We start from the raw sequence: 23912 nt of genomic DNA, 5'->3' as shown, positions 1-23912 counted from the left end.
GCGACCCACCCGGTGCTGCCAAGGGCGCGTCAGGATGCCCGCCCGGCAGCACGGACCGGCGCAGACGTGCGGACGACCCGAGCACCGGCTCACTCGTCGGTCGGCGGCGGCTCGCGACGGGAGGCGTAAAGACGCCGGACGACGTCCTCGACGTCCGGCTCGGCGACCGACAGGTCGAGCACCTCGGCGCGGGACGACACCGCAGCGAGGACCGACGCGACGGTCGTCCCCTCGCCGACCAGCGCCAGCCGCTGGCGCAGCCCCCCGGCCTCGCTGCCCTCGTGCGTCGTGCCGGGCACGCCCAGCAGGTCGGGCGTCGGCTCGGCGAGGTCGAGCACGAGCACCCGGTGGGCGTCGGCCCGCCGCGCCAGCCCGCCGAGGGTGCCCTCGTACGCGACGGTGCCGTGGTCGACGAGCACCACGCGGTCGCACAGCCGCTCGACGTCACCCATGTCGTGCGTGGTGAGCAGCAGGGTCGTGCCGTGCGCCCGGCGCTCCTCGACGAGGAACTCGCGCAGCCGCTGCTTCGACAGCACGTCGAGCCCGATGGTCGGCTCGTCGAGGATGACGAGGTCGGGGGAGTGCAGCAGCGCCGCGGCGACCTCGGCCCGCATCCGCTGCCCGAGCGAGAGCTGGCGCACCGGGGTGGTCAGGAAGCCGCCCAGCTCCATCCGCTCGACGAGCTCGTCGGTGCGGGCCCGCTCCTGCTCGCGGCCCAGGTGGTGGATGGCGGCGAGGATGCGGAACGACTCCCGCAGCGGCAGGTCCCACCACAGCTGGCTGCGCTGCCCGAACACGACCCCCACCTGCCGGGCCAGGCGGCGGCGGTCGCGCACCGGCTCGAGGCCGCACGTGAGCACGCTGCCCGAGGTGGGGACGAGGATGCCGGTGAGCATCTTGATCGTCGTCGACTTGCCGGCCCCGTTGGCGCCGATGTACCCGACCGCCTCCCCAGCGTCGACGCGCAGGTCGAGCCCGGCCACGGCGTGCACCACGCGCCGCCGCAGGCCCTCGCGCACCCGGAAGTCCCGGGTCAGCCCGCGCGCCTCGACGATCGGTTGCTCGGTCATCCGCCGCCCCCTTGGTAGTGCCGTACCCCGAACCGCCAGCCGAGCAGCGCCATCAGCCAGGCCCACAGTGTCATCACCGGCGAGAGCCATCCGAGCCAGCCGGGCACCCATCCGCTCCCCGGCAGGTCGAGCAGGAGCAGCGTCGGCAGGTAGGCGGTGAAGGCCATCGGGAAGAGGAAGACGAAGACCGCCTGCAGCGGCCGGCTCCACACGGACGCGGGCTGGCTCGCCGCGTACCGCCCGCCGTAGACGAAGGCGTTCGTCGCCTCGGCCCCGCTGACCAGGAAGAACTGTGCGCCGGCCGCCCAGACGAACATCGCCGCGAAGGTGAGTGTGCTGCACACGACCGCCATGACGAGGACAACGACGGTGCGGGCGTCGAGGATGAGGTCGTTGACCGCCACCCCGGCGACGAGCGCGGCCAGCCCCACGGCGACGCGGGCGAGCCGGCGCAGGCTGATGTCGCTCGTCACGAGCTGGAGCAGCAGCGGTTGGGGCCGCAGGTAGAAGACGTCGACGGTCCCGGCGCGGATGTAGGTGCTGAGGTTGTCGCAGTGGCCCACCACCATGTCGGCCAGCGAGAAGCCCAGGTCGGCCAGCGCGAACACGAGCACGACGGCCGCGACGTCGAGGCCGCCGAGTCCCCTGGACAGCCCCGCGTAGACGACGAGCACCTCGGCCAGCTCGACCAGCCCGACGAGGACCGAGCTGACGAGGTCGAGCCGGAAGCCGAAGCGGTAGGCGCGCTGCGAGCGTATCCGCGATCCCAGCACGATGCGGTAGGCGCGCAGGTCACCCGCGAGGACGGTGTCAGCCACCCTGCACCTCCAGGCGCCGCCGCCCGGCCCGGGTGGCCACCTGCCCGACCACGAGCACCAGCGTCAGCCAGCCGAGCTGCGCGCCGACCAGCCCGACCGCGGACCAGCCGCCCACACGGCCCGAGACGACGTCGATGGGGAACATCAGCATGGCGGGGAACGGGGTGGACCAGGCGAGCACGAGCAGCCAGTCGGGGAAGAGCGTGATCGGCACGAAGAGCCCGGCCAGGAACCCCGAGACCACCATGTAGAAGGTCTGGACCCCACGGGTGTCGACGAGCCAGAAGCCGCTGACCGCCACGAGGTACACGGTCGCCACCGAGAGCGTGATGCCGAGCAGGATGCTCAGCGCACCGAGCAGGAGCACCGGCGGCGAGGCCGGAACGGCCATCCCGACGAACACCGCGCCGATCAGCACCGAGGGCACACCCCGCGGGAGAAGCGCGAACACGCGCCGCCCGACCTCGGACACCACGGCGGCGGCCTGCACGTCGACCGGCCGCAGGAAGTCGAGGGCCACCGACCCGTCCTTGACACGACCGGCGAGGGCGCTGCGGCCGAACAGGTCGACCGACCCCAGCAGGCCCTGGCCCAGCCACACGTAGGTCGCCATCTGGGGCGCGGTGTACCCACCGAAGCTGCCGCCGGCCGAGGCCACAGCGGCCAGGAGGAGAGCGGACTTCAGCAGCCCGAAGACGGTGTTGGCCAGCAGCCCTCCGAGTGTGGCGGCGACGTACCGGGCCTGCTCGCGCACCCCTGCGACGAAGATCCGCCAGTACGGACGCAGCGCCTCGACGGGCCCCGAGGGGCCGGGCGGCCGCGCCCGTGATGCTGGGACCCCCGTGACCGACACAAGCGCAAGAACCTACTGCTGCGTCTCGCGTCCCGCAACACGGCGGGCCTTCGCCGTGGCGCACCGCGCGACGGGGTCTGCCCGTGCGTCACGCCGCAGCGGCGGCGCGACGCACGGGAGCCGGGTGATCTCAGTGCAGCGCGTCGCGCAGGGTGTCCTGGGCCAGCGCGACGGCGGCCCGCGCGGCGTCGGTGTCGCGCAGTGCGTCGAGCATCACGAAGTCGTGGATGATGCCGCCGAAGCGGACCTGCACGACCGGGACGTCCGCCGCACGCAGCTTGGCGGCGTACGCCTCTCCCTCGTCGCGCAGCACGTCCGCCTCGGCCGTGACGACCAGCGCAGGCGGAAGCCCGGCGAGCTGCTCGGTGGTGGCCCGCAGCGGGGAGGCGGTGATGTGGGAACGCTCCTCGTCCGAGGTCGTGTACTGGTCCCAGAACCACTGCATGGCGTCGCGGCGCAGGAAGTAGCCCTCGGCGAACTGGTGGTAGGAGCCGGTGTCGAAGGCGGCGTCGGTGACGGGGTAGAAGAGCACCTGCTGGGCGAACTCGACACCTCCGCGCTCCTTGGCCATCAGCGTCAGGGCGGCGCTCATGTTGCCGCCCACGGAGTCACCGGCCACGGCAAGACGGGTCCCGTCGAGGCCCTTGCCCGCGCCATGGGCCACGACCCACCGGGCGACCGCCCAGCTCTGCTCGATGGCGACCGGGTACCGCGCCTCCGGGGACAGGTCGTACTCCGGGAAGACCACGGCGGCGTGGGCACCGACGGCCAGCTCGCGCACGAGCCGGTCGTGGGTGCGGGCGTTCCCGAAGACCCAGCCGGCGCCGTGGATGTACAGGACCACCGGCAGCGTCCCCGCTGCGCCGCCGGGCCTGACGATGCGGGCACGGACCTCGCCGGTGGGGCCGCCCGGGACCACGACCCACTCCTCGTCGACGTCGGCCTTGCGCACGCCGTCGCCGGACTGGACGTCGTCGACCGCGGCGCGGCCTGCGACAGGCCCGAGGTCGAAGAGGTACGGCGGGTCGGCGGTGGCGGCGGCGAAGTCGGCGGCGGCCGGTTCGAGCACAGTGACGGTTGCGCTGGTCATGGGGTTCTCCTCGGTGTCGGGACGGGCTCTGGCCGAGCCCGTCTCTCGAAAGTAGCGCGCAAGTGGATCGGACGCAAGTCCCTTGTGCACAATTTACCTGTACCCACGTGGGCTGGGTTACCATCGCGTCATGTCCGACCCCGTCGACGCAGCACCCCGGCACGGCCTGAGCCTCGAGGAGCAGCTGTGTTTCTCGCTCTACTCGGCCTCGCGCCTGGTCACGGCGGCCTACCGCCCGATCCTCGAGGAGCTGGGGCTGACCTACCCGCAGTACGTCACGATGCTCGTCCTGTGGGAGCGGGCGCCGGTGTCGATGAAGGCCCTGGGCGAGGCGCTCGGGCTGGACTACGGCACGGTCACCCCGCTGGTCAAACGGCTCGAGACCGCAGGCCTGGTGCAGCGCCGGCGGCGGACCGACGACGAGCGTGCCGTCGACGTGACCCTGACCGAACCCGGACACCGGCTGCGCGAGCGGTCGCTCACCGTGCCGGATCGGATCGGCGCGGCGATGGGTCTCGAGGACGAGGACTTCGCGTCGCTGAAGCGCGGCCTGGACCTCCTGGCCGTCAACGTCGAGGACCACCTGCGCTGACTGCGGCCGATCGCGGACATCGACGCCCTGGACCCCCGTCGGGATGCAGCCTCGTCCGGTCCCCCATCCGGCTCGTCCGGTCGCCAGGACGTCGGCCGGCGTCTCGACCGGCGTCTCGACACCGGGGAGTACTCCCCATCGCCGTACTGCGGGCCAGTTGCGTACCGTCGAGACCGGAAAGGTAAATTCTGGGTCATCGTTTCACCAGACAGGAGTAAAGACATGGCAGGGGATCAGAACGTTCGGCGGCGCATCGTCCGTCGGCTCGCCATCGGTGCGGTGCTGGCCACCGGGCTGACCGGGGCCGTGGCCGCTCCGGCGTCCGCCGCGAAGAGCCAGGGGTACAAGACGATGAGCCAGTGCCGCTCGGCGCAGATCTCGTACGGGTCCACCGGGTACGTGCGGATCACCAGGGCGTGCTACAGCTACGTCCCGCAGATCGCCCCGGGGGTGTGGGACCCGAACATCGTGCGCTACCGGTTCCACTACCGCTCGCGGTACTGAGCTCGCACGTCCGACTCAGCCCTCGGCCCCACGGACCCGGTCGTCACCAGGTCCGTGGGGCCCGGTGCTGGGAAGGCGGGTGACGAAGACGCCGGCGAGGCACACGGCCCCACCGAGCAGGACCACCGGACCCGGGACCTCGCCGAGCAGGGCCCAGGACAGGGCGACGGTGAGGGTGGGCACGACGTAGGTGGACGCGGCCGTCCGCCCGGCGGGGGTCCGCATCAGGGCGTAGGCCCAGGTCGTGAAGGCGATGGCCGTCGGGAACACCCCGAGGTAGACGACGGAGAGGGTCGAGGTCCATCGGGCTGCCCCGAGATCCGAGAGCAGCTGCCCCGTCCACGGAAGCAGCGCGACGGTTCCGGCGGTCGCGCCGAGCCAGGTCAGGGTCGTGGCGTCGACGACGCGCAGGAGGTGCTTCTGAGCCAGTGCGGAGCCCGCGTACAGCCCGGCAGCGGCGAGCGCGAGGGCCAAGCCGGCCAGGCTCACTCGCCCCGTGAAGGACTGCGTCGAGATCAGGGCGACCCCGGCGAAGGCCACCGGCGCTCCGACGACCAGCTGCGGGGGGAAGCCCTCCTTGAGGATCACTCCGGCGGCGAGGACCACCAACAGCGGCGCCAGGTTGACGGCGATGGCCGCGGTGCCGGCGTCGATCATGCGCTCGGCCGCGTTGAGCGCGACGTTGTAGCCGCAGAACCACGCGACACCCCACGCGGCGACGAGCGGCCACGCACGTCTCGGTGGCAGCACGACGCCCCGACGCGCGGCGATCGCCCCCAGCGCGGGAGCGCCCACGACCATGCGCAGCAGTGCCATCGAGCCGGGCCCGAAGTCGGACCCGGCGTAGCGGATGACGATGAAGGACGAGGCCCACAACAGGACCGTCACGCCCAGGGCGAGGACCACTCGCGGGTCGTTCTCCCGGTTCATGGCAGGGGTGCGGAGGCCGGTGTGTGTCACACGAGAACATCACCACGCGGGAACGGACAGATCCAGCGATCATTCCCGCACGACTGTTCACCTCTTCTGTACGGTCGCATAGCCTGTGGGTGTGGACGTCCAGCAGCTGCGAGCCTTCCGCTCCGTCGTCGCCAGTGGGTCGGTCCGGTCGGCCGCGCAGCTGCTCGGATTCTCACCGTCGGCCATCAGCCAGCAGGTCACGGGCCTCCAGCGCGAGGTCGGGGTGCCGCTGCTGCACCGCGTGGGGCGGGGTGTGGAGCCCACTGCGGCAGGTCATGCCCTGGCGGCACGCATCGACACCCTGCTCGGTGAGCTGGGAGACCTGGACCAGTTCGCTCGCGGTCTCCGCGAAGGGCGCAGGACGTCGGTCTCGCTCGGCTACTTCTCCACGCTCGGCTCGACCTGGCTCCCCTCGATCGTCGGGCCCTTGGCGCAGGAGTTCCCCGAGACGACGCTCGACCTCTTCGTCACCGACGAGTTCGATCCCGGACGCCGCCCCCTCCCGGACCTCCAGCTCGTCGTGCGCCCTCCCGGTTCTCCGGCGCCGGAGGGCTACACGAGTCTCCACGTCGCGGACGACCCCTACATGGTCGTCCTCCCCTCGGGCCATCCGCTTGCCGACGAGCCGGAGGTCGCCCTGGCCCGGCTGGTCCACGAGAACTGGGTGGACAACGACGTCAGCCGAGGCTGGTGCCGCCGCGTCACGCTCGACGCCTGCGCCGCGGTGGGGTTCCAGCCGCAGTACCGCATCAGGACCCACGACTACCCGTCGGCCACGGCGCTGGTCGCGGCGGGGCTGGGCATCACCGTCCTCCCCTCGCTGGGTGCGGTCTCGCTTCCCGACGGAGTGGTGGCCAGGCCCGTCGTCGACCCCACCCCGGTGCGGTCCGTGTACGTGCTGGTCCACGACGCCTCGAGCCAGAGCCCGCTCGTCACCCGTGCCGTCGAGCTCACGCTGGCCGTGCGTCCCGGGGGCTCCCGCTGACGACGACGCCGTGGGCCGCCGGAGGCGCCCCCGGTAGGGACGCCTCCGACGGTCGAGGACGCAGGCTCAGCAGGTCGCGACGCGCTCCCACGTCGTGGCGTCCGTGCGCTGCAGCGAGACCACGACGAAGCGGCTGACGAAGCCCAGGGAGTCGCGGCTCCCCACGGCGTAGGCCCGCCCGAAGAAGCTCGTGGCCCGCCCCGCGTCGACGTGGTCGGCCGTGCTGTCGGTGACGCACTCGTCCGGCGTCGGCGTCGGCGTGGGGGTCGGCGTCGAGGTGCCGGTGGGCGTGGGGGTCGGCGTCGGAGCGCTCGACCTCACGAGGTTCGCCGCGAAGGCCGCGCCCTGGTCGGTGGCGCCGTTGCTCGGGTACGAGGTGTGGCCGCCGGAGACGTTGGCCTGGTAGCGGCCGCAGACGGAGTCGGCGGTGCCGCAGTAGTCCTTGGAGCGGTCGCCGTAGGTGGGGCTGGCCTCGGCGATCGTCCGGCGCTGGAGACCGAGCGGGTTGCCGAAGACCACGACCGCGGCCACGCGGGGCTCGTCCTGCGCCGCGATCGGCTGGCCGGAGCTCGACCCGGTGCGGATGCCGACGGCGATGTCGGTGACGGTCGCACCCTGGGAGTACCCGCCGATGACGAACCTGGTCGACGGGCAGGCGGACGCCACCTCGCGGATGTGGTTGCTCATGTCGGTGGCGCCGGGCCCTGCGCTGGTCTGGGAGGAGTTCGCGGCGTAGTCCACGGCGTAGGTGGAGACCGAGTACCCGCTCAGCCGTGAGGTGAGCTCGCTGGCGAACGGCCGGCCGACGAAGCCCAGGCCGGGCAGCTCACCGGTTCCGCGCGCGAAGACGATGTCGACGTCCGAGCAGTCCGCTGCGGCAGCCGAGGGGAGCCCTGCTCCGGGTGACACGAGCGCGAACGCAGAGCACGCGACGCCGGTGGCCAGGGCCGCGGCCACGGCGCGAGGTGTGAAGCGTGCAGCGATGTGAGAGAAAGTCATCTGGCCTCCGAGGGTCGAGGTGAGGGAATCCGGGGCGACGAGGACGCCCACGGTCAGTGAATCTAGGCACCCCACGCAGACCAGCGGCATGGGCAGGATGCACAACGTTCGTGGGCGGCTCAGCCGCTTCTCAGGCCCGCAGGTCACCGCACCGGGCGCGGATCGGCCCTCGCCACGACGACGGTCCGTGCCCGGTGCTCCTCCTCGACCTCGTCGCTGAAATGCCTGCGGTACAGCGGGAGTGCCAGACCCGTGGTGACGACGGCGACGAGGACGAACGCGGAGAACGTCACGTCGTCGATCACGCCCTGCTGGATCCCGACGTTGATGAAGATGAGGATCATCAGGCCCCGCGCGCTCATCAGACCGCCCATCGCCAGCGCCTCGCCGCGCGCGAAGCCGAAGGCACGCAACACCCCGTACAGCGGCAGGACCTTGCTCATCAGCCCCACGAGCACGAGGACGACGACGAGCACCAGGGCATCGAGGGCCAGGATCGAGCGCAGGTCGGTCACCAGCCCCGACGAGACGAAGAAGACCGGCAGGAAGATCGCGGTGACCATGGGGAGGAAGTGGCGACGCACGTGCTCGCCGAGATCGGGGTCGAAGGGCACCGCAGCGCCGACGACGAAGGCCCCGAAGATCTCGTAGATGCCGATCCCGTCGGTGACCGCGCCACCGAGCAGCGCCAGCACGGCGAGCAGGCCGACGGCCGTCTCGGAGGACGCGCCCTGGCCGACGACCATGGCCGTCAGGCGCGGGCTGACCCGTGGGACGAGGACGAGGCACAGTACGACGAAGAGCGCGGTGAGACCGAGGGTCCGGGCGATGGCCAGGGGGGAGTCGTCACCGAGCGCGACGATCGTCACGAGGAGGCACCAGGCGATGGCGTCGTCGCCGGCGGCCGTCATCGTCGCGAGCGACCCGAACGGGGTGTGCAGCATCCGCCGGTCCTCGAGGATGCTCGCGAGCATCGGGAACGCCGTGACGGTGAGCGCGCCCCCGACGAACAGCAGGTACTCCGGCTGGCTCACGCCGTCCGGGCGTCGGGAGGCACCGACGGTGGCGGCGACCAGCGCACCGAGCGCCACCGGCACGAGGCTGCCGAAGGCGACGGATGCCACCGGCAACAGCCGGGAACGCTCGGCGGCCCCTCGGTGGTCGAAGCGCAGCCCGATCCCGAACATGAAGAGGGCGAGACCGATGGCGCTGATGCCGGAGAACGCCGACGTGACCTCGGGGCCGAAGAGGGCCGCGTGGGCCGTCGGTGCCACCGCCCCGAAGAGCGTGGGCCCGAGGAGGACGCCGGCGACCATCTGCCCGAGGACCCGGGGCTGCCCGAGCCGAGTGGCGGCCGCGCCGCACATCCAGGCGACGAGGAAGACGACCGCGAGGGGGAGGAGGACGGAGGCGCCGACCCCCCCGGGGGCGGCACCGTTCGCCGTCATCCGGTGGCCTTGGCCGGCAGCGAGCGACCGGTTGGGACAACGATGTCGCGGGCCGGCGTCATGTTCGTCCCACAGCCACTCTCTCTCCCTGCTCGACTCGCCCCGATCCGCCCCGGGCACGGCCTGACGCCGGTCACGGTACCGTCGGCGGCGGGGGCTCGCACGGTGGCCCGGGACCGCCCGAGAAGGGCCGGGACGTGCCCGGACCAGCGAGATCGGAGGCAATACCACAGTGGTCCCGAAAGGGCGACTCGAGCCCGACGCGCGGAGCGGGACCGATCCTGGCACAGTGAGATTCGCGGGGGAGCGCCTCGCATCTACCTACCGTCGACCACGGAGCAGCCAGGTGCACCACCGCAAAGACATCACGTTCACCAAGCCGTCCATCTACCGGCCCGGCATCGAGGAGTACTGCGACGCGAACTCGGCGCCGCAGAACGCCCAGCTCTCGGCCATCACCACCCTGACCTACGAGCGGTGCCCCGAGTGGGCCAACATCATCAGCAGCCACCTCCAGGGCAACCTGCTCACCGCGCTCGTCCGTTCGATGCGTGCCCGGCACTGCCTCGAGGTCGGCGCCTTCACCGGCCACGGGGCCGTCGCCCTCGCTGCGGGGCTGGAGCCCGATGGCACCGTGACGACGATCGACGACTTCAGCGCCGACGAGCGTGCCCGTGAGGTCTTCCTCGAGGCCGCGCTGACGTCCGGCCCTGGGCCGATGATCACCCTCGTGGAGCAGCAGGCCCTGACGGCGTTGCGTGAGATCGAGATGCCGGACGGCGGGTTCGACCTCATCTTCGTCGATGCCGACAAGCCGAACTACTTCGCGTACTACGAGACGATCATGGAGCGCGACCTGCTCTCCCCGCACGGACTGCTGATCTTCGACAACACCCTCTGGGGCGGGGCGGCCGCCGCCGACGGCGCTTCCGCCGAGCCCGACGTGGGTGAGACCGACGAGGCCCGCCGGTGGCTGCACGAGATGTGGACCGACTGGGCCGACGCCGTGCGCGTCTTCAACCAGAAGGTGTGCCAGGACCCCCGGACGGTCACGACCCTGCTCCCGCTGCGCGACGGGATGACGCTGGTCCAGCGCGTCCGGGGCGGCGTCTGACCCGGAGGGCCGGGTCGGGTCACGAGACCGGTTCTGCGAGCTCGGGGTACACGGGGCAGCCGAGGCTCGTCGAGTATGCCGTGAAGGTGTGCTCGGCGGGCTGCTCCCGCGCATAGCGTGTCATCGGGTTGTCCTCGGACCAGAAGTCCCCGCCGAACAGCCGCGAGGCGAACTCCGGCGTCGCTGCGGCGCCGGCGCCCCGGAACACCCTGCCAATCCTGCGATCGGCATCGTAGAAGATGTCAACGAGCTTGGCGTAGGTGTCGTAGCCGGTCTTGTAGAAGTCGGCGTACTCGGCCATCGCGGTGGGGTGCTCGGCCATCGCGGCCTCGGCCGCCCGGACGCCGGTGACCAGCGCCAGGTAGACCCCCGCCGAGAAGATCGGGTTGGTGAACGCCCCGGCGTCACCGGCCACGGCGTACCCCGGCCCGGTGATGTCGTCGCTGTAGTAGGTGAAGTCGCCCTCGACCTGCACCTCCGTCAGCGGCTCGGCCCCGCGGAGGCGCTCGACGACCCGCGGGATCCGGGCCAGGTGGGTGTCGAACAGCTGCTGGCGCGAGTCCGCCGCTCGGAGGGTCTCGGGCGTCGTGACGACGCCGACACTGATGACGTCGGCCCGGATGGGGATGGCCCACACCCAGCCGTCGTCGTGCGTGCCCACCTGGATGTCGCCCTCCACGCCGGGGTTGTGCCGCTCGTCGACCCCGCCGAAGTGGCGGTACACCGCGACGGCGCTGCCCCGGGCCGGGCGGGAGCGGCTGCGCAGGTGCCCGCTGGTGATCACCCCGGAGCGGCCGCTGGCGTCGATGACGAACCGGGCCCGGACCTCGTGGGAGGTCCCGCCCCGGGAGTAGGTGACACCGGCGACCCGGCCGTCCTCGGTGAGCACCCGGCGCACGTGGGCGCCTTCGAGCACCGAGGCACCGCGCCGGCGCGCGGCGCCGAGGAGGATCTCGTCGAAGGCCGAGCGCTCGACCTGGAACGTCTGCGCCACCCGACCGCCGCCCTGCTCCGTGAAGTCGACCCGGCTGAACTCGGCGTCCGTCCTGCAGAACTCCGCGCCGGCCTTGACGACGAAGCCGGCCGCCGAGACCTCCTCGAGCACCCCGAGGCGATCGAGCACCGGCATCGCGTAGGTGAGCAGCGACTCGCCGATGTGGAACCGCGGGAAGTGCTCCTTCTCCAGCACGAGCACGTCCTGGCCGGCCTGGGCCAGCACGGAGGCAGCGGCACTGCCCGCCGGGCCCCCGCCGATGACGAGGTAGTCCGTCTCGGTCGTGTCAGGTCCCATGGGTGGCGTCTCCCCTGCTGTCGTCGCGATGGTGCACGGCGTCACTCGTCATGACGGGGGCGAGGGTGCGTCGCACCTTCCCCGAGATCCCCTGCGGCAGCTCGCCGAAGACGATGCTGCGGACTCGCTTGTACCCCGACAGGTGTTGGTCGGCCCACGCGAAGAGCCGGTCCGCGGTCTCGCCCGAGGCGCTGACCCCGGGGCGCAGGTGCACCCGGGCCCGGGGCACGAGGCCGCGTGTCTCGTCGGGCACCGGATGGACCAGCACCCGGTCGACGTCAGGGTGGCGCAGGAGGACGAGCTCGAGCTCCGCCGGGGCCAGCCGGTAGCTCGAGGACTTGAACATGTCGTCGACGCGGCCGACGAGGCGCAGGTTGCCCTCGCCGTCGTGGCAGGCGAGGTCGCCGGTGCGGTGATGGCCGTGAGGCGGGGTAGGCACCCCCGGATAGGTGTCGAGGTACCCCGCCATGAGGCCAGGAGGTCGCCCGGTGAGGTCGAGGGCCAGCTCCCCCTCGTCCGGCCGCTCGGCACCGTCCTCGTCCAGCAGACAGAGGCGGTACCCCGGCAGCGGCCGTCCGATGGAGCCGACCGCGGCCAGCCCGGGCGAGTGGGCGCTGAGACCGGGGATCTCGGTCTGTCCGTAACCCTGCCGGACGGTCACGCCCCAGCGCTCGCGGACGAGCTCGGCGGTGGCCGTGTCGAGCGGCTCACCCGCCGAGACGGCCTCGCGCAGCCCCGCGGCGGTGCCTGACCGCGGCAGCCGGGACACGGCCCGCCACACCGTCGGCGGTGCGCACATCGTGCTCACCTCGCCGGCCTCCACCACCGCGGCGACGCGGCCGGCGTCGAACCGCGGGTCGGAGAGAGCCAGGACGGTGGCCTCGGCCGTCCACGGTGCGAGCATGCTGCTGCACAGGTGCTTGGCCCATCCGGTGGCCGAGACGTTGAGGTGCCGGTCGCCGGGGCGCAGGCCGATCCAGTACATCGTCGAGAGCTGGCCGAGCGGTAGCGAGCCGTGGGTGTGCAGGACCAGCTGTGGCCGGCTCGTGGTCCCCGAGGTGGAGAAGACGAACAGCGGCGCGTCGGGGGCGGTGCGCCGGCGAGGCTCGAAGGCGGCGGGGGCGTCGTCGGCCTCGTCCAGCCGGAGCCAGCCCGGCCCCGGGACGCCGCCGATGGAGACGCGTCGCGTGAGCGCCGGGACCTGCTCGACGAGTCCGGTGAACGTCTCGCCGCAGACGACGGTGCGGGCTCCGGTGCGCGCGGCCCGCTCCGCGAGCTCGTCGGCGGTCAGGGTCACCGACACCGGGACGGCGACCGCCTGCAGCTTCATCAGCGCCAGCGTCAGGCACCACAGGTCTGTCGTGGGCCCGGTCATGGTCACCACTGCGTCGCCGGGACGCACACCGAGGTCGTCGAGCCACACCGCCACGCGGGCGGAACGGCGGGAGACCTCGGCGTAGGTCATCGTGTCGGCAGGGGCGCCGTCGACGGTCCCGAGGGGGTCGACGACGAGGGCGGTGTCATCGCGTCTGGGGCCTACGGCCAGGGCGTCGAACCAGTCCAGCGCCCAGTTGAAGTCGCCGAGCTCGGGCCAGGAGAACGCCGCACGGGCGGTCTCGTGGTCGTCCCGGTGCTCGACGAGCAGGTCACGGGCTGAGGCGAGGGCGTCGCGACACGACATGGACTCCACTCCCTGCGGTGTGGGACGGACCTCGGAGGACACGAGCACACGGACCTGACCCCGCCGCGTCGTTGATGGCGACACCGTCGGCCGGTCGTCACCGGCAGCATAGGGCTGCTGCCCCCATCTCGCAGGTGCTGGAGATGGAGCCCGCAGGTTCGTCGGTGGGCTCGCATATCGTTCCACCCGTAGTGGACTGGGACGACGGGTACGGCGCGATGGTGTGCCGCGGGCTGGCCGGTCTGCAGGAGCGTCTGGCCGCCGCCGGGGCGTCCTCGTAGCACTCGCTGACGGCGGGGACGGCCGGGGAGTCACCGCGGGATGCGCTGGACCACGCCGTCGGTGCGGCTCGCCACCCAGATGGTGCTCGACCCCGGCTCGGCGGCCACCGTGTTCGGCTGCCGCACCGTGGGGTGCCGGGCGACCTCGCGAGGCGTGTCGCCCGTGGCGTCGACCCCGACGACCTCGTTGAGCGCAGTGAGGGTCACCCACGCCAGGCCGGCCTCGGTGTCGCCCGCCAGCCCGTACGGGCTGCCGGGCAGCGCGATCTCACCCACCTGCTCGAGCGGGTCCACGGAGTACAGGAGCAGCCGCTCCCCGCGGGTGTCGGACACGGCGAGCCGTCCCTCGGCCGGGAGCACGCCGTGCGTGGGGCCGTCGCCTGCCGGGAGCCGGGCCACCCGCTCGAGGCGGTCCAGGTCGTAGGACGTCACGGTGAAGGCGCCGACGTCGACGACGAGGGCCAGCCGGCCTGCGGCGACGACACCACCCGGCTGCTCGAGGTCCTCGAAGGTGTGCACGACCTCGCCGTCCCGCACGACGGTGAGCGAGCCGCCGAACTCGTCGGCGACGAGCAGCTCACCGTCCGTGGTGCCGGCGGCGTCGTGGGGGACGTGCCCGACCGGCGTGGAGCGGGTCCCACCGGTGCGGAGGTCGACCTCGAGGAGGGTGTCGTCCGCCTCGTTGGGCACGAGCACGGTGCCGCCCCGTCCGGTGCGGCCGAGGTGGCGAACGGTGCCGGCTACCTGCACGCTCCGCCGCACCACGAGACTCTCCGGGTCGAGGACGAGCACACGGTCCGGACGCCGGACACCGACCGCGAGCAGCCCGGTCGGCGGGTCGTACACGAGCCCCTCGGCCGCGTAGCCGGCCTCGGCGACGATCCCCGCCGGGTCGGCCGACGGCTCCGGAGCCTCTGCCGGCTCGGCACCACCCAGGTCGTCCTCGGGGGAGGAGCCGGGCGCCGCCGACGTCTGCGCGCCGTCGCCGGCCGAGCACCCGGCCAGGGCCACCGCCGGTAGCCCGGCCACGAGGGTGCGTCGGGGCAGCCGAGGCGAGGTCATCCGCCGAGTCTGCCCCGGAAATGCGGTGGCCACACGTGCGGTCCTCCGTGAAGGCTGGGTGGATGACGAGCAGCGACCTCTGGGACGCCGACGCCGCGGCCCGCTACGACGACGCGTCGGCCGGGATGTTCGCCCCCGACGTCCTCGGACCGACACTCGACGCCCTGGAGCACGTCGGGTTCGACACGTACGACCCGGTGACACAGCGGGCCGTCTCCCACCACTACACCCGGCAGCCGGACGGCTCGTTCCGCCACGGCCTGCACCACTTCCGGTACGTCTGGCCGGCCGAGCTTGACCTCATGGCCCGCCTGGCCGGGATGACATTCGAGAGCCGGCACGCCGACTGGCAGGGCAGCCCGTTCACGGCCGAGAGCGAGAGCCACGTCTCGGTCTGGCGTCGCGACGGCTGAGACTCCTTCTCGCGGCTCCCTCGGCCCAGGACGGACCGTCCCGGACCTTGCGCGGTCGCCGGGTGGTGCGACCGGCCCCGTCGCAACGAGGACGCTGAGCTCGTCGTCCAACTCCCACCGCGCCGGGGTTCGCCGGTGCCGGGCCCGGGTAAGGCCGGATGATGACCGCGCACCCCACGACCCCGTCCCCGCGAGCCGTCCTCTTCGACGTCGACGGCACGCTCGTCGACTCCTCGTTCGTGCACACCACCGCGTGGTGGCAGGCGCTGCGCCAGCACGGGCACCTCGTGCCGATGGCTCGCATCCACCGGGCCATCGGGCTCGGCGCGGACCACATGGTCGGCCATCTCCTCGGCGAGCACGACACCGACGAGGACGCCGCGATCATCGCCTCGCACGGTGCACTCGTCGCGGCCTGGCACGAACGGCTCGTGCCGCTGCCGGGCGCTCGCGACCTCGTCCGCCGGTGCCACGACGCCGGGCTCGTCGTCGTGCTCTCGACGTCCGCGGGAGCCCAGGACGTCGCCGCCCTGCGGGCGGTGCTCGACGTCGACCCGCTCGTCGACGTCGTGACGTCCAGTGCGGACGCGGAACGCAGCAAGCCCGACCCGGGCATCCTCGAGGCCGCCGTCGACCGGACCGGCGTGCCGGCCGAGGAGTCGCTCTTCGTGGGGGACGCGGTGTGGGACGTCGAGGCGGCAGGTCGCGTCGGGATGCCCTGTCTCGGGCTCGAGTGCGGGGGCACCAGCGCTGCGGAGCTGCGCGAGGCAGGGGCCGTGGCGACGTGGGCCGACCCGCAGGACCTCCTGGAGCACTGGGACGACTCGCCCCTCGCGGGCTGAGGGCCTACTGCTCCGCGAGGAGCGCCCGCGGGGACGCGGCCTACCGCTGCGGGCCGTCGAAGGTGACGTCGTCGACGAAGCAGTACGCCCAGGTCTCGCCCGGCTCGGCGCTCGCCATGAGCGGATGGTCGTGCTCGGCGTGATGTGCCCGGGCGTGCCGTTCGGGAGAGGAGTCGCAGCAGCCGACGTGCCCGCACTGCAGGCACAGCCGCAGGTGCACCCAGTCGCCGCCACCGCGCAGGCACTCCTCGCATCCCCAGGACGTCGGCAGCACCGGGACGGACGCGGCCGCGTGCGTGCATCCGGACCCCGTGGGCACCGGGACGAGGACGAGCCGGGTGGTGTCGACGTGCGTGCGGCTCTGCCGGTCCCGCACGGGCAGGGCGTGCCGTGGCAGGTCGAGACTGCGCATCACCGCGGCGAACATCCGGTCCCGGGTCGTCGCCCCGGGGTCGATGACGTGCTCGACCCCCGCTTCGGAGAGCCCGGGAAGGTCGGCGCCGGCCCGGGAGCGGACGAGCACCGGGGCCTGGCTGCGGTCCCGGACGACGGTGGCCACGCGGGTCGCCTGCTCGGGTTCGTCCTCGGCGATGACGACGAGCCGGGCCCGGGCCACCCCGACGAGGTCGAGCACCGCCGAGCGGGTCGAGTCCCCGGTGACGACGGGTACCCCGGCCCGCTCGGCCGCCGCGACCCCGGCCGGGTTGAGCGTCGTCATGACGACCGGCACGCCGCGGGCGCGCAGGTCACGGCCGAGGTCCACGCTGTCCGCGCCCCACCCGAGGATGACGACGTGGTCGGCCCAGTCGCCCTCGGCTTCGGGCTCCGGCGCACCCGGGCCGACCTCGTCCGGCGGCGCCTTCGCGAGCAGGCGGTTACCGGCCGTCGCGAGCAGCGGGGTGAGGACCATGAGGAGGACGGTCGTGGCGACGAGCGCCTGGAAGCCGTCCTCGCCGAGCCCCGCCGGGCTGAGCCCGGACTCGTCCCCGACCGTGAGGAGGACGAACGAGAACTCCCCGACCTGGCCCAGCAGCAGGCCCGTGGCCAGTGCGTGCCGCCACCCGACCCGGGTGGGAAGCAGGGCAGCCGTGGTCGTCACGGTCTTCACGACGAGCACGGCGAGCGCCAGGCCGACGACGAGGACGAGGTTGCCGAGGAGGAAACCGACGTCGAGGAGCATCCCCACGGACACGAAGAAGACGGCCGAGAAGATGATCTTGAGCGGCAGCACCTCGGCGAGCGCCTGCGTGCTCTGCCGGCTCTCGCTGACGACGAGCCCCGCGAGGAACGCCCCGAGCGAGACGCTGACGCCGGCGAGCGCCGTGAGGTAGGCGGTGCCGAGGCAGATCGCGACGACGGTGAGGAGGAAGACCTCGGGGGAGCACAGCGCCGCGACCCGCTCGAGCACCGGCGGCATGAGGCGACGTGCCACGACGAGGACGACGGCGACCACCGCGACGGCCATCCCCAGGGCCCGCAGCAGCGCGCCGGTGCCACCGGAGGCGTCCTCGGAAAGGAGCGGGACCAGGACGACCATCGCGACGACGGCGAGGTCCTGGAAGACGAGCACGGCGAGGGCGAGCCGGCCGCGCGTGGTCGCCGACTGCCCGCGCTCGCCGAGCAGGGTGAGGACGATGGCCGTCGAGGACAGCGCGACGAGGAAGCCGGTGAACAGTCCGGTGCGCCAGCCGCCGCCGGACGCCGTGACGAGGCCGGTGCTCACTCCGACGGCCAGGAGCACCTGGGCCCCGCCGCCGAGGACGATCCACCGCCACACCCGGGCCAGGCGGTCGAGCGAGAACTCGATGCCGATGGTGAAGAGCAGGAGGATGACGCCGACCTCGGCCGCGGCGTCGACCGCCTCGGTGGAGGAGACGAGCCCGAGCTGCGCCGGCCCTATGAGGATGCCGGCCAGGAGGAAGCCGACGATCGAGACGACCCGGGCCCGGACACTGAGGTAGCCGACGACGGCGGCGGCCACGACGAGCGCCGCGGTGGGGGCGAGGTAGGGGGGGACCTCGGAGGCGGCGGTGACGACCATGGGGCCCTCCTCTGTGCTTCGCGGGGACCCGTGCGCCGCAGGGCCCGCGGCGTCGACGGTCAGCGACAGCGTACGGCCGGCCCGGGCACGACGGCGGCCCCCGGCCGGGCGGGCCGGGGGCCGCGAGGCAGCGGGTGGCTCAGCCCAGGGAGGTCGCCGCGGCGACGACGTCGACGAGGCCGTACCCCTTGTCGTAGGACGTCGTGCCGAGCGGCCCGTTCTCGTACGGCGCACCGTCGGTGTACTTGTACGCCGTCGTCTTCAACGCGTCCTCGACCTCCGCCGGCGTGGCCGACGGGTCCTTCTGGAACAGCTGGGCAGCGATGCCGGCGATGTGCGGCGCGGCCATCGAGGTGCCGCTGATCGTGTTGAACGTGCCGACGTCCGTCACCCCCGGGCCGTTGCGCGGGTCGAGGCCGGTGGCGCAGATGGGCAGGTACGGGCGGCACGACGACGTGATGTCCTCACCCGGCGCGGAGATGTCCGGCCAGGTCGCCTGGTCCGAGGCGAGCCCGCGCGAGCTGTAGTCCGACACCGAGCCGTCCCGCGTGCCGGTTCCCTGGTCGTTGTACGACGCGACCGAGAGGATGCCTCCGGTCGGGTCCTGACCGGGCGGGTTGGAGAGGTTCTCGGAGCCGTCGCCACCGTCGTTGCCGTTGGCCCAGACCGTGACGACCCCCTCCTCCACCAGCGCCTGCTGGAGCTTGACCGTTGCACTGTTCGGGTCGAAGTCGCCACCGCCAGACGGCCCGTAGCTGTTGTTCGTCACCTTGATCGGGGGGCACTCCGCCGCGGGGACCCCGGCGCCGCACGGGGCGTCGTGGTTCTCGAGGACCCAGTTGAGCGCGGCGTCGGCGCCGACGATGAACAGGACCGCCCCGGTCGACACCGAGACCAGGCTCGCGCCGGGGGCGGCGCCCTGCAGCTCGCCGCCGTCGGTGAGGGTGGTCGGCCGGCCGGCGACGATCCCGCTGACGTGCGTGCCGTGCCCGCCCGCGGAGGATGTGTCGGTGTCGAGCGAGCCCGGGACGCGCTGGACGGTGCAGACGGTCTCGGTGAGCGGCTCGCACACCGCCTTGAGGTTCGCGACCACGGCGCTCGAGCCGTCCGGGTTCTTCAGGTAGGGATGGGTGGGGTCGACGCCGGAGTCGATGACCGCGACGCTCACCCCGGTGCCGGTCAGGGGGGCGCCGTCGGCGCCGGTCAACGTCTGGGTGGCCTCGAGACCCCGCGTCGCGGTGTTCGAGGTCTCCTGGAACATCTCGATGGGCTGGTTGCCCTCGACGTAGGTGACGCCGTCCTCGGCGCGGACCGCCTCGATCTGGTCGGCGGTGCCGAGCGCGCCGACGACCCCGATCCGCTCGAACGCGAACTTGCGGGTCATCCCGGCGGCGGCGACCGCGTCCTCGGCGTCCGCGGGGGTCTCGCCGTGCACCATGACGAGCGCCGGTGCGGACTCGAGGTCCGCGAGGGTGTCGCCGAGGAAGGCGGAGACCGGTGCACGCTCCTCTCCGGCGCTCGCGGCGAGCGGGGTCGTCAGGGCGGCGGCCACGGTGATGCACGCGGCGCCGAGGGCGGTCAGGGGTCTGGGTCGCACGTCTGTCCTTCTCCACCCCGCCGCAAGAGGTGCTGGCCGGGACCGTCCGGTGGTCCCACGGGGCGTATGGGTCTGGGACCGTAGGCGCCGTTCCGGAGGGGTGGGGACATCGCCCCGTCATCCGAACACAACCTTTACCTCCGCCCCAGCGACGCCTTACCCGCGAGTAACCTCCTGGGGCCCGGGTCGGCCGGTGGGGCTGCCGTGGCCTGTGGGGACGACGGGTCCCGAGGGTCGGGGGAGCCGACCGGCCGGGTCCTCAGGCGGCGGCTGCGCCGGTCATGACGTCGCGCAGCACGTCCACGCCCTGTTCGACGTCCTCCGCGGTCGTGTAGGGCGCGACCGAGAGCCGCAGCACGGGTCCCTCGTCGGTCGAGCCGCACCAGAGGTCGACGTTGCGCTCGTGCAGCCTGCGCAGCACGGACACAGGGTCGAGCCCGTGCAGCCGCACCGCCACCATCGACGGGGCCCGCGGAGCGAGGGGCAGCGTCGACACCTCGGGGAGCTCGAGCAGCAGGTCCTCGGCGAGGGCGGTGAGCGAGCGCCAGTGCTCCGTCAGCCCGTCCCCCTCGAGCCCGCGCTGGTAGGCCACGGCCTCGGCGCCGACGAGGTGCGGCACGACGTCGTCCGTCCCGGTCCAGGAGAAGCGGCTGGGAAGGTCGTCGGCCTCGGCGTACCAGCTGGTGACGACGGGCCGCAGGTCGTCGACGGCGTCCTCCGGGACGACGAGGAACCCGGTGCCCTTGGGCATGTGCAGCCACTTGTGCAGCGTCAGGCAGGTGAAGACGCCCGGCCGGGGGCGGGGCAGCGTGAGGGCGCCCGCGGTGTGCGCACCGTCGACGACCGTCGCGACGCCGCGACCCGAGAGCTCCTCGGCGATGGCCTCGACCTCGTTGACCTGGGACCAAGGGGAGGTCACGTGGCTGACGACGACGGCACGGGTCCGCGGCCCCACGGCGTCGATGATCCGCTCGACGAGGCCTGCGTACCGGCCGTCCACGGTCTCGACGACGACCCCGCGTGCGGCGAGCCGGCGCATGAGGACGACCGTCGCCTCGTACTCGCGCGAGGTGGTGACCACGTGGTCGCCCTCCCGCAGCGTGAGGTGGTCGACGACGGTCTGCATCGCGGTCGTGGAGTTCCGGAGGAACACGCCCCGGCTTCCCGGGACCCCGAGGTAGTCGCAGACGGCCCGGCGAGAGGCGTCGAGGAGTGGGAACGCGCGCTCGTGCCAGAACGCCGGGTAGTCGCTCTCCGCCTCGGCCCGCAGTGCGCGGGCGGCCTGCAGCACCGGAAGGGGGGTGGCTCCGAACGAGCCGTGGTTGAGGAAGACCTTCCCCGGGCTGACGGCATAGTCCTCTCGTCGGTCCATGCCCGTCATCCTGCCTCCGCCGACCCCGTTCGGCGCGCCGGAGGTGCAGGCCGTCATGCCTCCGTAGCATCCCGGCGCCGCAGGTCAGGGCCGCGCCGCGGATGGCGGTGGCGCGGAATAGCGTGGCTGCGGGAGGTGCTGCACCCCGCATGACCGTTCCCACCATCACGCTCAACGACGGCACGACCATCCCGCAGCTCGGCTTCGGGGTGTTCCAGATCGAGCCCGAGAACACGGCCCGGGCCGTGACGACGGCCCTCGAGACCGGCTACCGGCACATCGACACGGCGGAGATGTACGGCAACGAGGAGGAGGTCGGCGAGGCCATCGCGTCGTCCGGGCTCCCGCGGGACGAGGTCTACGTCACCTCGAAGCTCGGCAACGGCTTCCACCGGCCGGACGACGCGAAGCGCGCCTTCGACGAGACCCTGACGAAGCTGGGTCTGGACCGCATCGACCTCTTCCTCGTCCACTGGCCGCTGCCCACGCGGTACGACGGCGACTACGTCTCCACCTGGCGGACGCTCGCCTCGTTCGTCGAGGACGGCCGCGCCGCCTCGGTCGGTGTATCCAACTTCCAGCCCGCGCACCTGCAGCGGATCGTCGACGAGACCGGCGTCGTCCCGGCCGTCAACCAGATCGAGGTCCACCCGTACTTCGGCAACGAGGAGGCCCGCGCCGCGAACGCCGCTCACGGCATCGCGACCGAGGCGTGGTCGCCGATCGCGCAGGGCGCGGTGCTGGACGACCCGGTACTCACCGAGATCGCCGAGGCCAAGGGCAAGAGCACGGCGCAGGTCGCGCTGCGCTGGCACGTCGAGCGCGGGGACATCGTCTTCCCGAAGTCGGTGACGACCGAGCGCATCCGCGAGAACTTCGACATCTTCGACATCGAGCTCACACCGGACGAGGTCTCCCGGATCAGCACTCTCGACCGCGGTGAGGACGGCCGCACCGGTCCGCACCCGGACGCGTTCGACCTCATCCCGGACTGACATCCGGGACTGACGTCCGCGGACGCCACGACAACGGCCCGGTCCCCCTGCGGACCGGGCCGTCGCGCGTCAGAGGGCGGCGAGCAGCTCGCCGTGGACCACGGTGAACCAGCCCTCCGGCGCTGCGGCCCACTGCCGCCAGGCAGCGGCCAGCTCGCCGACCTCCGTACTGGTGGCGTACCCGTCGTGCACCAGCTGCACACCCAACGATGACGACTCCGTACGGTCGGCCCACATCCCGCCCCAGTACGCCCGGTCCTCCGGGGTGGCGAAGCACCACACCGACGCCCCCACCCGCGGGTCTTCGAAGCCGGCCTCGAGGGCCCACCCCAGGAGCCGCCTCCCGGCGTTGGGCTCACCGCCGTTGGCCCGGGCCACCTCCTGGTAGAGCTCGAGCCAGCGGTCGAGGCCCGCGGGGCGGGGCCACCAGTCGAATCCGGCGTAGTCGCCGTCGCGTGCGGCGACGGTCCCGCCCGGGCGGCAGACCCGGCGCATCTCGCGCAGGGCCTGCACGGGGTCGGCGACGTGCTGGAGCACCTGGTGGGCATGGACGACGTCGAAGGAGCCGTCCGGGAAGGGCAGGTCGTGCACGTCGCCGACGACGAGCTCGGCGTCGACGCCGCGCCGGTCGAGCTCCGCGGCGGTGAGCGCGAGGGCGTCGTCGGTGGCCTCCAGCGCGGTGACGCGGCCAGGAGCGACGCGCTCGGCCAGGTCGGCGGTGATGGTGCCCGGGCCGGACCCGACGTCGAGCAGGGTGGCGCCGGGTCGGAGCCGGGGGAGGAGGTAGGCCGCGGAGTTCTCGGCGGTGCGCCAGCGGTGCGAGCGCAGGACCGGCTCGGCGTGGCCGTGGGTGTAGCGCGTCATCCTCCGATGGTCGCCCTGTGACCGGCGCGGCGACACCCACCGACCGAGGGATGGCCGCCCGTGTCCGCCCCTCGGGCTCAGAAGGTGGTGAGCACGCCCCGGGAGAGGATCTGGTCCGCGGCGTCGACGAGGTCTGTCGCGACATCGAGCGCACGCCGGGCCTCGGTGCTGTCGGCGAAGTCCTCCGCGCGGGTTCCAGGGCTCATGCGTCGTCCTGTCTGCTCGACACGGATGTCCGTTCGTCGCCGCCGAGAAGCGCGACGGCATCCCGCTTGGCGGTGAGGACGAGTGCGTCGCCGTCGTTCTCCCACGCGCTCCTGCTCCGGACGGTGGGGTTGACCGGGATGCCCAGCCGTCGTTCGGCCCGCTCCGCCGCTTCGTAGACCTCGTCGCGGTTCGGCGACCCGATCACCATGACGTCGACGTCCGCCGGTTCCTGGCCGGTCTCACCGCGGTACCGGCGAGCCCACGATCCGTAGGCGACGACCTGGTCCGTCCCGGCCAGCCCGGAGAACTCCTCGGCGATCACGGTCTGCGGGCCGTAGCTCAGGGTGAGCAGCTCGGTCAGGGCTCGTGCCGCCCGGCTCGAGAGGTTTGCCCGGACGAGCCTGTTGCGTCCGACCCGTCGGTCCTCGAGAAGGCTCGAGGAGACGAGGCGCTCGACCTCCGCGTGCACTGCAGCGACGCTGATGTCGAGGTCCCTGGAGAGCTCCGAGAGCGTCGCCTCTTCCTGCGGCCGCAACAAGAGGCGAGCCAGGATCCTGGCCTGGTTCTCCGACCTGAAGATCGGGAGCAGCGCAGGAGCCGGAGTTCGCATAATCCGAATATATATTCGGGAAATACGAAAAACAAGTCACTGCCGTTCTCGTCATCTCGAAGGTGGCGCCACCCTGCGGGGAGGGGGAGCGCGCCACTAGGGCCTGTTACGAAAGTCGTCGCAGCCAGTGGTCGATGCTGGCGACGTGGACGGTGGCGGCGTAGCGGACGGCGAGCTTGTCGTAGCGGGTGGCGAAGCCGCGGTGGTGTTTGAGGTGGTTGAA

At 72.6% G+C, this 23912-nt stretch carries 23 protein-coding genes; 7 read left to right on the top strand and 16 right to left on the bottom strand.

All coding sequences use genetic code 11. The features are described from left to right. Positions 1–89 precede the first annotated feature (89 nt). From JQN72_RS17785 to JQN72_RS17770, 4 genes are all read right to left on the bottom strand, one after another. The gene (locus tag JQN72_RS17785; protein WP_204136475.1) at positions 90–1070 is read right to left on the bottom strand and encodes an ATP-binding cassette domain-containing protein; all 981 of its coding nucleotides are present in this window, start codon (positions 1068–1070) and stop codon (positions 90–92) included. After that, a complete protein-coding gene (locus JQN72_RS17780) occupies positions 1067–1888 on the bottom strand; it encodes an ABC-2 family transporter protein (RefSeq protein WP_204136474.1) in 822 nt (273 codons plus the stop codon). The genes JQN72_RS17785 and JQN72_RS17780 overlap by 4 nt, the downstream gene beginning before the upstream one ends. Continuing rightward, positions 1881–2741: an ABC-2 family transporter protein gene (locus tag JQN72_RS17775; RefSeq protein ID WP_204136473.1), complete on the bottom strand. Its 861-nt coding sequence runs from the start codon at positions 2739–2741 to the stop codon at positions 1881–1883. Before JQN72_RS17775 ends, JQN72_RS17780 begins: the two co-directional genes overlap by 8 nt. Positions 2742–2871: 130 nt before the next feature. Then, positions 2872–3831: an alpha/beta hydrolase gene (locus JQN72_RS17770; protein WP_204136472.1), complete on the bottom strand. Its 960-nt coding sequence runs from the start codon at positions 3829–3831 to the stop codon at positions 2872–2874. 130 nt (positions 3832–3961) lie between these two features. Between JQN72_RS17770 and JQN72_RS17765 the strand changes: the two genes are divergently transcribed. After that, entirely contained in the window at positions 3962–4423 is a 462-nt protein-coding gene (locus tag JQN72_RS17765; protein WP_204136471.1) for a MarR family winged helix-turn-helix transcriptional regulator, read from the top strand. Between the two features lie 222 nt (positions 4424–4645). Next, positions 4646–4927 carry a hypothetical protein gene (locus tag JQN72_RS17760; RefSeq protein ID WP_204136470.1) on the top strand — a complete coding sequence of 94 codons (282 nt, stop codon included), beginning with the start codon at positions 4646–4648 and terminating at the stop codon, positions 4925–4927. A gap of 15 nt (positions 4928–4942) precedes the next feature. Here the strand turns inward: JQN72_RS17760 and JQN72_RS17755 are convergent, their stop codons facing one another. Further along, positions 4943–5857, bottom strand: a complete 915-nt coding sequence (locus JQN72_RS17755) for a DMT family transporter (RefSeq protein WP_204136469.1) — start codon at positions 5855–5857, stop codon at positions 4943–4945. A 121-nt stretch (positions 5858–5978) separates the two neighbouring features. Between JQN72_RS17755 and JQN72_RS17750 the strand changes: the two genes are divergently transcribed. Next, complete coding sequence (locus JQN72_RS17750) at positions 5979–6872, top strand: LysR family transcriptional regulator (RefSeq protein ID WP_204136468.1); 894 nt, start codon at positions 5979–5981, stop codon at positions 6870–6872. Between the two features lie 66 nt (positions 6873–6938). Here JQN72_RS17750 and JQN72_RS17745 read toward each other — a convergent pair whose 3' ends face one another. Together JQN72_RS17745 and JQN72_RS17740 are read right to left on the bottom strand one after the other, a co-directional pair. After that, a complete protein-coding gene (locus tag JQN72_RS17745; protein WP_204136467.1) occupies positions 6939–7871 on the bottom strand; it encodes a cutinase family protein in 933 nt (310 codons plus the stop codon). Positions 7872–8014: 143 nt separating this feature from the next. After that, a complete protein-coding gene (locus JQN72_RS17740) occupies positions 8015–9319 on the bottom strand; it encodes a cation:proton antiporter (protein ID WP_204136466.1) in 1305 nt (434 codons plus the stop codon). A 346-nt stretch (positions 9320–9665) separates the two neighbouring features. On the opposite strand from JQN72_RS17740, the gene JQN72_RS17735 reads away from it, so the two are divergent. After that, a complete protein-coding gene (locus JQN72_RS17735) occupies positions 9666–10433 on the top strand; it encodes a class I SAM-dependent methyltransferase (protein ID WP_204136465.1) in 768 nt (255 codons plus the stop codon). 19 nt (positions 10434–10452) lie between these two features. Here the strand turns inward: JQN72_RS17735 and JQN72_RS17730 are convergent, their stop codons facing one another. From JQN72_RS17730 to JQN72_RS17720, 3 genes are all read right to left on the bottom strand, one after another. Continuing rightward, positions 10453–11724 carry an NAD(P)/FAD-dependent oxidoreductase gene (locus tag JQN72_RS17730; protein ID WP_204136464.1) on the bottom strand — a complete coding sequence of 424 codons (1272 nt, stop codon included), beginning with the start codon at positions 11722–11724 and terminating at the stop codon, positions 10453–10455. Next, the gene (locus JQN72_RS17725; RefSeq protein ID WP_204136463.1) at positions 11714–13405 is read right to left on the bottom strand and encodes an AMP-binding protein; all 1692 of its coding nucleotides are present in this window, start codon (positions 13403–13405) and stop codon (positions 11714–11716) included. The genes JQN72_RS17730 and JQN72_RS17725 overlap by 11 nt, the downstream gene beginning before the upstream one ends. Before the next feature lie 311 nt (positions 13406–13716). Then, positions 13717–14748, bottom strand: a complete 1032-nt coding sequence (locus JQN72_RS17720) for a YncE family protein (protein WP_204136462.1) — start codon at positions 14746–14748, stop codon at positions 13717–13719. Positions 14749–14810: 62 nt separating this feature from the next. Between JQN72_RS17720 and JQN72_RS17715 the strand changes: the two genes are divergently transcribed. After that, positions 14811–15161, top strand: a complete 351-nt coding sequence (locus JQN72_RS17715; RefSeq protein WP_204136461.1) for a hypothetical protein — start codon at positions 14811–14813, stop codon at positions 15159–15161. Between the two features lie 161 nt (positions 15162–15322). Beyond that, on the top strand, positions 15323–16003 hold the full coding sequence (locus JQN72_RS17710; protein ID WP_204136460.1) for an HAD family hydrolase: 681 nt from the start codon (positions 15323–15325) through the stop codon (positions 16001–16003). A gap of 40 nt (positions 16004–16043) precedes the next feature. On the opposite strand, the gene JQN72_RS17705 is transcribed toward JQN72_RS17710, so the two are convergent. The 3 genes from JQN72_RS17705 to JQN72_RS17695 all read right to left on the bottom strand — a co-directional run bounded on the left by JQN72_RS17705 (position 16044) and on the right by JQN72_RS17695 (position 21013). Further along, complete coding sequence (locus JQN72_RS17705) at positions 16044–18044, bottom strand: cation:proton antiporter (protein WP_204136459.1); 2001 nt, start codon at positions 18042–18044, stop codon at positions 16044–16046. 139 nt (positions 18045–18183) lie between these two features. After that, the gene (locus tag JQN72_RS17700) at positions 18184–19641 is read right to left on the bottom strand and encodes a S8 family serine peptidase (protein WP_204136458.1); all 1458 of its coding nucleotides are present in this window, start codon (positions 19639–19641) and stop codon (positions 18184–18186) included. 259 nt (positions 19642–19900) lie between these two features. After that, positions 19901–21013, bottom strand: a complete 1113-nt coding sequence (locus JQN72_RS17695) for an aminotransferase class V-fold PLP-dependent enzyme (protein ID WP_204136457.1) — start codon at positions 21011–21013, stop codon at positions 19901–19903. Between the two features lie 149 nt (positions 21014–21162). On the opposite strand from JQN72_RS17695, the gene JQN72_RS17690 reads away from it, so the two are divergent. Next, on the top strand, positions 21163–22008 hold the full coding sequence (locus JQN72_RS17690) for an aldo/keto reductase (RefSeq protein ID WP_204136456.1): 846 nt from the start codon (positions 21163–21165) through the stop codon (positions 22006–22008). A gap of 69 nt (positions 22009–22077) precedes the next feature. Here JQN72_RS17690 and JQN72_RS17685 read toward each other — a convergent pair whose 3' ends face one another. The 3 genes from JQN72_RS17685 to JQN72_RS17680 all read right to left on the bottom strand — a co-directional run bounded on the left by JQN72_RS17685 (position 22078) and on the right by JQN72_RS17680 (position 23689). Further along, positions 22078–22872 (bottom strand): class I SAM-dependent methyltransferase, encoded by a 795-nt coding sequence (locus JQN72_RS17685; RefSeq protein ID WP_204136455.1) that lies wholly within the window; start codon positions 22870–22872, stop codon positions 22078–22080. A 77-nt stretch (positions 22873–22949) separates the two neighbouring features. Next, positions 22950–23078 carry a hypothetical protein gene (locus JQN72_RS18760; RefSeq protein ID WP_255541822.1) on the bottom strand — a complete coding sequence of 43 codons (129 nt, stop codon included), beginning with the start codon at positions 23076–23078 and terminating at the stop codon, positions 22950–22952. Beyond that, positions 23075–23689 carry a winged helix-turn-helix domain-containing protein gene (locus JQN72_RS17680; RefSeq protein ID WP_204136454.1) on the bottom strand — a complete coding sequence of 205 codons (615 nt, stop codon included), beginning with the start codon at positions 23687–23689 and terminating at the stop codon, positions 23075–23077. The genes JQN72_RS18760 and JQN72_RS17680 overlap by 4 nt, the downstream gene beginning before the upstream one ends. Between the last annotated feature and the right edge of the window lie 223 nt (positions 23690–23912).

Origin of the sequence: Phycicoccus sp. CSK15P-2 (genome assembly GCF_016888005.1) — a bacterium.
Classification (GTDB): domain Bacteria; phylum Actinomycetota; class Actinomycetes; order Actinomycetales; family Dermatophilaceae; genus Phycicoccus.
The sequence above is the reverse complement of the archived record's forward strand: the minus strand, read 5'-3'. Positions and strand labels throughout refer to the sequence as shown.

What these genes read in the sequence shown, in the direction of transcription:
- JQN72_RS17695 (WP_204136457.1), bottom strand. Translation starts at nt 21,013, where the DNA reads ATGGACCGACGAGAGGACTATGCCGTCAGCCCGGGGAAGGTCTTCCTC.
- JQN72_RS17705 (WP_204136459.1), bottom strand. Translation starts at nt 18,044, where the DNA reads ATGGTCGTCACCGCCGCCTCCGAGGTCCCCCCCTACCTCGCCCCCACC.
- JQN72_RS17720 (WP_204136462.1), bottom strand. Translation starts at nt 14,748, where the DNA reads ATGACCTCGCCTCGGCTGCCCCGACGCACCCTCGTGGCCGGGCTACCG.
- JQN72_RS17725 (WP_204136463.1), bottom strand. Translation starts at nt 13,405, where the DNA reads ATGTCGTGTCGCGACGCCCTCGCCTCAGCCCGTGACCTGCTCGTCGAG.
- JQN72_RS17770 (WP_204136472.1), bottom strand. Translation starts at nt 3,831, where the DNA reads ATGACCAGCGCAACCGTCACTGTGCTCGAACCGGCCGCCGCCGACTTC.
- JQN72_RS17690 (WP_204136456.1), top strand. Translation starts at nt 21,163, where the DNA reads ATGACCGTTCCCACCATCACGCTCAACGACGGCACGACCATCCCGCAG.
- JQN72_RS17715 (WP_204136461.1), top strand. Translation starts at nt 14,811, where the DNA reads ATGACGAGCAGCGACCTCTGGGACGCCGACGCCGCGGCCCGCTACGAC.
- JQN72_RS17710 (WP_204136460.1), top strand. Translation starts at nt 15,323, where the DNA reads ATGACCGCGCACCCCACGACCCCGTCCCCGCGAGCCGTCCTCTTCGAC.
- JQN72_RS17755 (WP_204136469.1), bottom strand. Translation starts at nt 5,857, where the DNA reads ATGAACCGGGAGAACGACCCGCGAGTGGTCCTCGCCCTGGGCGTGACG.
- JQN72_RS17745 (WP_204136467.1), bottom strand. Translation starts at nt 7,871, where the DNA reads ATGACTTTCTCTCACATCGCTGCACGCTTCACACCTCGCGCCGTGGCC.
- JQN72_RS17740 (WP_204136466.1), bottom strand. Translation starts at nt 9,319, where the DNA reads ATGACGGCGAACGGTGCCGCCCCCGGGGGGGTCGGCGCCTCCGTCCTC.
- JQN72_RS18760 (WP_255541822.1), bottom strand. Translation starts at nt 23,078, where the DNA reads ATGAGCCCTGGAACCCGCGCGGAGGACTTCGCCGACAGCACCGAGGCC.
- JQN72_RS17760 (WP_204136470.1), top strand. Translation starts at nt 4,646, where the DNA reads ATGGCAGGGGATCAGAACGTTCGGCGGCGCATCGTCCGTCGGCTCGCC.
- JQN72_RS17765 (WP_204136471.1), top strand. Translation starts at nt 3,962, where the DNA reads ATGTCCGACCCCGTCGACGCAGCACCCCGGCACGGCCTGAGCCTCGAG.
- JQN72_RS17685 (WP_204136455.1), bottom strand. Translation starts at nt 22,872, where the DNA reads ATGACGCGCTACACCCACGGCCACGCCGAGCCGGTCCTGCGCTCGCAC.
- JQN72_RS17730 (WP_204136464.1), bottom strand. Translation starts at nt 11,724, where the DNA reads ATGGGACCTGACACGACCGAGACGGACTACCTCGTCATCGGCGGGGGC.
- JQN72_RS17785 (WP_204136475.1), bottom strand. Translation starts at nt 1,070, where the DNA reads ATGACCGAGCAACCGATCGTCGAGGCGCGCGGGCTGACCCGGGACTTC.
- JQN72_RS17680 (WP_204136454.1), bottom strand. Translation starts at nt 23,689, where the DNA reads ATGCGAACTCCGGCTCCTGCGCTGCTCCCGATCTTCAGGTCGGAGAAC.